Source organism: Nitrosomonas oligotropha (assembly GCF_009833085.1).
Lineage (GTDB): Bacteria > Pseudomonadota > Gammaproteobacteria > Burkholderiales > Nitrosomonadaceae > Nitrosomonas > Nitrosomonas oligotropha.
This window is the reverse complement of the sequence record NZ_QRBZ01000052.1, coordinates 21289-29818: the sequence shown is the minus strand read 5'-3', so window position 1 is coordinate 29818 and position 8530 is coordinate 21289. Positions and strand designations below refer to the sequence as shown.

Annotated in this window: 5 protein-coding genes; 3 read left to right on the top strand and 2 right to left on the bottom strand. The window is 51.0% G+C overall.

Annotated elements, in window-relative coordinates; translation table 11 throughout:
* A partial coding sequence (locus tag ABD07_RS14000) for an NACHT domain-containing protein (protein WP_160818800.1) occupies positions 1 to 2204 on the bottom strand: 2204 nt, incomplete at its 3' end.
* A gap of 314 nt (positions 2205 to 2518) precedes the next feature.
* On the opposite strand from ABD07_RS14000, the gene ABD07_RS13995 reads away from it, so the two are divergent.
* On the top strand, positions 2519 to 3874 hold the full coding sequence (locus ABD07_RS13995) for a DUF3422 family protein (RefSeq protein WP_160818799.1): 1356 nt from the start codon (positions 2519 to 2521) through the stop codon (positions 3872 to 3874).
* 165 nt (positions 3875 to 4039) lie between these two features.
* Here the strand turns inward: ABD07_RS13995 and ABD07_RS13990 are convergent, their stop codons facing one another.
* Positions 4040 to 5419: an L-serine ammonia-lyase gene (locus tag ABD07_RS13990; protein ID WP_160818798.1), complete on the bottom strand. Its 1380-nt coding sequence runs from the start codon at positions 5417 to 5419 to the stop codon at positions 4040 to 4042.
* A 294-nt stretch (positions 5420 to 5713) separates the two neighbouring features.
* On the opposite strand from ABD07_RS13990, the gene ABD07_RS13985 reads away from it, so the two are divergent.
* Together ABD07_RS13985 and ABD07_RS13980 are read left to right on the top strand one after the other, a co-directional pair.
* A complete protein-coding gene (locus ABD07_RS13985) occupies positions 5714 to 5938 on the top strand; it encodes a (2Fe-2S)-binding protein (protein WP_160818797.1) in 225 nt (74 codons plus the stop codon).
* 236 nt (positions 5939 to 6174) lie between these two features.
* Complete coding sequence (locus ABD07_RS13980; RefSeq protein WP_240142576.1) at positions 6175 to 8496, top strand: TonB-dependent siderophore receptor; 2322 nt, start codon at positions 6175 to 6177, stop codon at positions 8494 to 8496.
* The last annotated feature ends 34 nt before the right edge of the window (positions 8497 to 8530 follow it).

Here is an 8530-nt window from a genome sequence, read left to right as displayed (position 1 = left end):
ACAGCGGTTTTGTTGCCGATTTTCCCCAGTGCATCGGCTGCACGCCAGTGAACAGGAAAATCTTCGTCACTGAGGGTGATAATGAGCGCATCGACAGCGGATTTATCGCCGATTTCCCCCAGTGCATGGGCTGCACGCGAGCGAATAGACGAATCTTCATCACTGAGGGCGAGAATAAGCGCATCAGCAGCGGTTTTGTCGCCGATTTTCCCCAGTGCATGGGCTGCACTCCAGCGGACATCCAGATTTTCATCACTGAGGGCGAGAATAAGCGCATCAGTAGCGGATTTATCGCCGATTCCTCCCAGTGCCCCGGCTGCACGCGAGCGAATAGACGAATCTTTATCACTGAGAGCGAGAATAAGCGCATCAGCAGCGGATTTATCGCCGATTTTCCCCAGTGCATCGGCTGCATGCGAGCGAACAGCCGAATTTTTATCCACAAGGACAGCAACCAATGGTTGCAGCGTACTCGCTTGGTAGCGGATTTTTGCACCCGGTTGTTCAAGTAGTTGTAGAAATAAATCCCGAGTGTTTTCTTCATTGAGAAAGTATTCAATCCATTGGCGAAACATCCGGTCGGATGTTGCCATTTCCACCCTGGCTTCTTTCAAGCACAAAAAGGCAAAGCGGAAGGTGTAGTGCATCAGATCGTCGCGCGGATGTTTCTGGCGCAGGATGGCCGCGATGAATTCACTGCCGGATTCCTCGTCTTTCATGCCCTGATGTGCGGCGGCCAAACGAATCACTTCACGCCAGCGTGGTTCAAACAAATACTGGCTCAAATAGCGGTCGATATCGCGCTTCTTGCGTGTGATGGCGCGTGCGGCGAGGTATTCCTGGAAAGTCAGGTGAAAAAAACCATATTCTTCGTTGCCGCGATCGATCAGCAGGCCCGATACATCTCGGATTAGGTTCAGCAGTTGCCCGGCCTTGTGTTGCGCTTCGCTTTCCGGCATACCTTGCTGCGTGACCAGAAATTGGCTGATGATCGTGATCATTTGCTCGCGCGGCATGCGGTTCACGGGATGGTGTTCGTGCAGGTGCAATGCGATTGCTTCCAATACCGCCTGGGTCTGGTCTTTATCCAAGCTGCCGGTTTGATCGCTGCGATGGCGTTTTTTGAGTTCCCAATTGAAAATGAACGTATCGATGCACAGCTTGTAAAGTTCCGCACGCAACTGCGGCAGTGTGGCGCCCTGGCGCTGGATCAGACCGATGATGGTGCATAGCAGCGGGTTGGTGGCGAGTAAGCGGATGCCGGGGTTTTGCTGGATTTGTTCGATGAGTTGCTTCGCTTTGTCTTCGGCGCGTTTGCGGGTGTGTTCGTCGTCTACGGTATCTTCACTTTTTTCCACCGCGTAGCACCAGCGCTGGAAAAATTGGCTCATTTGCTCGTCGTTGAACGGCTCCAGCGTGGCGGTGTTGAATCCGCCGCCGAGCGGCGCGGCATCGTAACCGACGATGCGCGACGTAACGGCGAAACGATTGCCCGGATACAACCTGTGCAGCGACTCGATAGCTTGCACGGTACGTTTTTGCACATGATGATCGCGTAGTTCGTCCAGTCCGTCCAGTAACAATAAAGCGCGGCCGGAGGCAAGTGCGGATTGAAAACTGTCACGCAATGCTTGGCGTTCCTGCTCATCGGCAAAGCCCATTTCGATTAAACCGTCTTCGGTCAGATAATTCAGGATGGCTTCTTCGGGTACCCAGAAATGGTTTTCCAATTTCTTGCCCAATAAACGCAGCGGCAGAAAAACCGGCAAATAACCTTCGCCGGTCTTATACGCTGTGGCTTCTTGCACGGCGAAGTGTTTCAATAAAGTGGTTTTGCCGGCGCCAGGATCGCCCAGGAGTACCCAAGTGTAATGACGCTGCCAGAGCGCGTCAGTGGAAACACCTTTTTCGGTTTCACCATAATCGGAATACGATGGCCACAGGATTTCCGGAATACGTGGTAAGGGTTTGCGAGTGAGGAGAAGATCCGATTCAGAATAGGTATGACTTAAATTGATGGTATCCAGCAGTGAAGACCATTTATCCGGACGATTCATGCGTAGGGTCAAATGAATAAAGACATCTTCCATCGACAATTCAATCATCCGGTTCACTTGCATCACGCCGCGCGCATCAATGGTTTTATTGTCTTGAATGACTTTGTCCAGATAGCGGTCAAGGATTGAAGGTGCGGTGGATGGCATGTTGTCTCCGGTGAGTAAGCTTGCGGAATTCTACTATACCGCAGGATTTTTACACGGAATCGCGGGCAATTGATGAAGGCCATCGTCATTTTTGTTCTCACAAAACCTTCACAATTGCCGTGCTAGACTCGCTGTGTAGTATCTTCCTGAATGTTAGTCGATCAACGTTCCTTGAACGTTGATCTTTTTTATCGCGTGCAGTCCGGCTTCTGCTGCTTAACACTTTCCTCTGCAATCATTCCACAAAAGATTCATCTGCGGGTCATGAAAATTCGGTATGCTACCGGCTCATTATATTTAGTCGGGCTATAGTTATGGATTCCCCTGCCTCGTTGTCATCCGTTGCCACTGAACTGGGCGCGCTTACCGGAGAAAAATTGCTGGCGATTCCGGAATATCCGGAACGGCAGGATTTGCATGCCGAATTGAATGCGGTGGCGTATGAGCTGCTGGCGCCGCCGTTTGAGCTTTCACATTTGGTTCTGTTGTCGGAGCGCGACCGGGTCGATCAGGAGCGTCAATTGGTGGGTGAGTTATGCACACGCTACGGCATCGATCCGCCGAATGCGCACGAAAACGATTTCAGCGCGGATTGCGGCGAGTTTCGCCTGCGCTGGGAACGGCATACCGAATACTCGACGTATACTATTTACCGCTCCAAGCCTTTTGATACGCCATTTGAACATCCTGCAGTTGCGTATGTGCCGCAGGATTGGCTGGCGCGTTTGCCGGGCGAGTTGCTGGTGGCGACACATATCGCGCTGGAAGATCGCTCGCGTCCCAAACGCAGTTTGCATGAGCTGGTGAGTTTATTCGCTTCCGGTACGGTGATCGGCTCCAAAGTGGCGGGCGGCGCGGCCAGTGTATGGAGCGATAATCAGATTCATGCCGATAATTTCGGCCGTATTCTGATTCACGACGACAATTTACGCAGCCGCCAGGTCGGGCGGCTGGTGCAGCGTTTGCTGGAAATCGAGACGTATCGCATGCTGGCGATGCTGCCGCTGCCGATCACGCGCAAAATCATACCGCAACTGGCGCGCGCGGATCAGCGTTTGGCCGAATTGACCGCAAACAGTGCCGGACTGACCTGCATCGAGGATGAGCAGAGTTTGCTCAATGAATTGACCCAACTGGCGGCGGAAACCGAGCGTTTGTCCGCGCTCACCAGCCACCGTTTCAATGCTTCCCGAGCCTATTACGATATCGTCAAGTTACGCATCACCGAATTGCGCGAAGAGCGTATCGAGGGGTTGCAGATGTTGCAGGAATTCATGATCCAGCGGCTGTCGTCGGCAATGGGGACGTGCGAGCTGGTGCATACCAAGCTGGAAACGCTGTCGACCCGTTTGGGCCGCGCATCGGCGTTATTGCGCACGCGCGTTGACTTGTCGATGGAAGGACAGATCCGGGATTTGCTGAAATCCATGGACAATCGCGCGCATGTGCAATTGCGCATGCAGGAGACGGTGGAAGGCTTGTCCGTGGTGGTGCTGAGCTACTATCTGCTCGGCATCGTGGGTTACGGACTGAAAGCATTGAAAGCGGCCGGGCAGGACATCAACGTCGAACTGCTGACCGGTATTGCGATTCCTGTCGTGGTACTCAGTGTTTATTTTGTTGTGCGCGGCGTGCGCTCGGTGATCGGAAAATTGCACCGGGATAAGTGACCGGTGCGAATTTACCCGATCCTAAGGAAGCTCTGAAAAACTACTGTGCTCGGTCATGCTGTGTTGAAATCAGACTCAAAATGCTCATTTACACCTCGTAAACTGCGCTTTTTCCTCTGATTTCGCCTCGCCTGACCGTCGCTCGCTACCTTTTTCTGAGCTTCCTTAACATTCGGTAATACTGACCGCCAACCCGCCGAGCGACGTTTCCTTGTATTTCACCGACATTTCAAGACCAGTTTGTTTCATCGCAGCGACACAGTTATCCAGCGACATAAAATGCTGGCCGTCGCCGCGGATGGCCAGTGATGACGCGGTGTACGCCTTGATCGCGCCGAAGCCGTTGCGTTCGATACAGGGTACCTGTACCAAGCTGCCCACCGGATCGCAGGTCATGCCCAGATGATGTTCCAATGCAATCTCCGCCGCATTTTCAATTTGCGCTGTCGAGCCGCCTTTGATCGCGCATAAACCGGCGGCCGCCATCGCGGAGGCGGAACCGACTTCGCCCTGACAACCCACTTCGGCGCCGGAAATCGAGCTGTTATGCTTGATCAATCCGCCGATCGCACCGGCCACTAATAAGAAATCGCGTACTTGTTCCTGCGTCGCGCCTTCGTGTTTCACCGCGTAATAAATCACCGCTGGAATCACGCCCGCAGCGCCGTTGGTCGGCGCGGTGACGACCATATGGCCTGCGGCATTTTCCTCGTTGACCGCCATCGCGTAAGCGCACAGCCAGTCGTTCAGATTGGCTTTCTGCGGATTGTTTTGCAATTGCAGATACAAAGCGTGTGCGCGCCGTTTAATGTTAAGCCCGCCGGGTAGCCGGCCTTCCGCGACCAAACCATTCTCCAGACAGGTGCGCATGGCGTCCCAAATCGCATCCAGACCATCGTTCAGCGCTTGTTCGCTGATGCGCTCCTGCTCGTTGCTGCGTTTCATGGCGGCAATCGATAAACCGCTGTCGGCTGACATTTTCATCATCTGGTTGGCGGAGTCGAACGGAAAGCCACACGAACTGGTCGCTTCCATTTTGATCGGCGCAACGATCTGGCCAATCTCGGACAGAGTGGAAATGAAACCGCCGCCGATTGAGAAATAGGTTTCTGTCAGCAGCGTCTTGCCGGTTCCATCCAGCAACTGAAAAATCATGCCGTTCGGATGCTCCGGCAGCGGCTCGCCACGATCGAAAATAATGTCTTCAGGCGGATTGAAGTGAATGCTGATCGATTCGTTGATTTGCAGCGTATTTTGCTGCCAGAGTTTCTGGAACAGTTCATTGACATTCAGTTTGGCCAGTCCTCGCGGCGTGTATTCATGCATGCCCAGAGTTACTGCGCGATCGGTGGCGTGACCTTTACCGGTAAACGCCAATGATCCGCGCAAAGTACAGCGTACTTGCAGGAAATCCGGAACCGGATGGCTGGTGACAAAAGTTTGAACGCGGCCGCGAAAATCCTTGGCTGCAACCATGGGACCCATGGTGTGCGAACTGGAAGGGCCTATACCAATTTTGAAAAGATCGAGAACGCTGATAAACATTAAATTGCCTGTGAAAATTTAGAGGGTCTGAGTGATGTTCCGCGGAAAGTGCGCACTGAAAATCGAAGCGCAGTAAGTATGCTATATGTCTTGCACCGACTCAACAAATTTTTGTTGATAACCAAGATAGGACTGCCTATCGGGTATTTTATAGGGCGTGATCGCTGGTTTGCTGGATATCTTGCATTTCATAAAGAAATGGGTATAATTAAGAATCATTCTCATTATTAATGATCATTAGATCGTTATTTTTAAGACAACAATTTTTTAAATATAGATCGCAAGGTATTTAAAATGTATGTATGTATTTGCAAAGGTGTAACCGAGAGCGCGTTGCGTGAAGCAATCTACCAAGGTGCGGGCCGGATGAGGGATTTAAAAGCCAGCTTGGGAGTAACCGAGCAATGCGGCCTGTGCGCGTGCCATGCGAAAGAAGTTCTGGATCAGACACTGGTACAGAAATCCCAGCCGCAAAATTTTACTCCTCAATCAACTTGCGTGTGCGAAACAACGGTCTGAGGGAAATCCAAGAATAGTTTTTGGCGCAATAAGGATTCTCCGTCTGATTGGAATCTCGCCGGAGAATCCGGGTTAGTTATTCAATTCATTGCATTTTAATAATAATATTTACCCTCGAATCGGGTAAGCACTGCAAAAATAATTTTGCACTCACTCATGATATGACTATTCGTGGTTTTACTAGATACATCTGTTTTTGCGCAGTATTCGTCAGTGTGTGTCTAGCGGCAGCTTTCTTGCCTAAGTCTAGCGTTGCACAATCAGTAAACACTTCAACGGCAGTGCGGACCTACGATATTTCTGCGGGTTATCTGCACGACGCGCTCACGCAATTTTCACAACAAGCCGGAATTAAACTTGCTCTGGATCCTGCGCTATTGCAGGGGAAAGTCACGCATGGTTTGACGGGTGATTTTGAGATCAAAGCAGCGCTCGATCAATTGCTTGCCGGTTCCGGTTTGCAAGTGACGCAACGCAACGATGGTTTTGCCATCGTCTCGGTACCTTCGGCTTCTCCTGAGCCGGTTGTCACCACATTGCCGGCAATACAAGTCACGGCCAGCAACACCAATCGCTACGCGGCGGTGAGCACCAGCACGGCGACCAAAACCAATACGTTGCTGCGGGATGTGCCGCAAGCTATATCGGTGATAACCAATGAATTGATTAAAGATCAATCGGTGCGAAGCATCGGCGATGCGGTCCGCTATGTGCCCGGTGTCGGCATCTCCCAAGGTGAAGGCAACCGCGATGCGCTGGTGTTTCGCGGTAACCGCTCAACCGGTGATTTTTTTACCGATGGCATCCGTGACGATGTGGAATATTACCGTGATCTGTATAACATTGAGCGGGTTGAAGTCCTGAAAGGCGCCAATGGTATGATTTTCGGCCGTGGCGGCTCGGGCGGTGTGGTCAATCGTGTCAGCAAGCAAGCGAACTGGAATCCGACAAAAGAATTCTCTTTCCAAGGAGGATCATTCAATCTGAAAAGAATGACCGCCGATGTCGGGTACGTGATTAATGATATGGCCGCGGTTCGTTTGAATGCACTTTACGAGGATGCCGGTAGTTTCCGGGACGGCGTCAGTATGGAACGGCTGGGTATCTCCCCGACGGTTACGCTAAAACCGACGCATCGCACCAAGATTGTTGCCGGTATGGAACGGTTTCATGACGATCGCACCGCGGATCGAGGCATTACTTCATTCATGGGACGGCCTGTCGATGTGGATCGATCGCAATTTTTCGGAGATCCGAGACGCAGTCATGCCAATGTCGATGTATTGGCTTTTAATTCCTTGATCGAGCATAAATTCGATACCGGCGTTACATTGCAGAATCGCACGAATTATGCGACTTATGATAAGTTCTACCAGAATGTGTTTGCCAACGGCGGATTGGATGATGTGCTCAATGAAGTTTCGCTGGGCGCTTATAACAATGCGACTAAGCGAGAAAATGTTTTTAATCAGACAAATTTGCTGTATTCGTTAAACACAGGTCCTATTGCGCATACGCTGATGGCTGGTATCGAAGTGGGGCGCCAGGAAACCCATAACCGGCGTGAAACGGGCTTATTTAATAATAGTCTGGCTACGACAAGCCTGCCGGTTTCTTTCCGCAATCCGATCACTCATGTTCCTATTACATTCAGAAATAGAGATGGTGGCGGGGATGTGGACGCGCTCAATCGCAGTGTCGTGAATGTGACTTCACTCTATATCCAGGATCAGATCGAGATCATTCCGCAGCTGCAAGCGATTGTAGGCGTGCGTTACGATATGTTTGAGGTGGATTTTCAGCAGAAGAACGGCCCGAGAGATCATTTAAAGACAAGAGACGATTTAATCGCACCCCGTTTTGGTTTGATCTATAAACCGATCACGCCTGTTTCATTTTATGCAACGTATAGTCAGGCCTATGTGCCGCGTGCCGGTGATCAGCTGACAGCCTTGAACGTCACGACTGAAACACTTAAACCGGAAAAATTCACAACCCTGGAGACAGGGGTGAAATGGGATATACGCCCGGATTTGGCTTTTACCGCTGCGGTTTATCAGTTGGATCGCACCAATGTCATCAACTCGGTGGTCGGCGGGCAAACTTTTTTGACCAAGGGGCAACGTACCGAAGGTGTTGAAGTCAGTTTGTCCGGGCAGTTGACTTCAAATTGGAGCGTAATGGGCGGTTATGCCTATCAAGTCGGTGAAATTACCAGCGACATCTTTGGCGTTGCAAAGAAAGGCGCGTCGGTTGCCGAGCTTCCACGCCATACTTTTTCAATGTGGAGCCGATACGATATTACGCCGAGCATCGGCGCGGCATTTGGTGTGATTCACCGGGATAGCATGCTTGCTTCATTGACGAATCGTGTTACTTTGCCTGATTTCACCCGCGTGGATGCAGCGCTGTTTACACAATTCACCAAGCGTTTTCGCGGTCAATTAAATATAGAGAATTTGTTTGATACGAAATATTTCGCTTCCGCGCAAAACGATTTTAACATTACCCCAGGTTCACCCATAGCGATCAGAGCCACTTTGATTGCCAATTTTTAGCTCACAAAAATAAAAAAATATATTTTTAGTTGCG

Coding starts and splice junctions, on each gene's coding strand:
- ABD07_RS13995 (WP_160818799.1), top strand. CDS start 2,519: ATGGATTCCCCTGCCTCGTTGTCATCCGTTGCCACTGAACTGGGCGCG.
- ABD07_RS13990 (WP_160818798.1), bottom strand. CDS start 5,419: ATGTTTATCAGCGTTCTCGATCTTTTCAAAATTGGTATAGGCCCTTCC.
- ABD07_RS13985 (WP_160818797.1), top strand. CDS start 5,714: ATGTATGTATGTATTTGCAAAGGTGTAACCGAGAGCGCGTTGCGTGAA.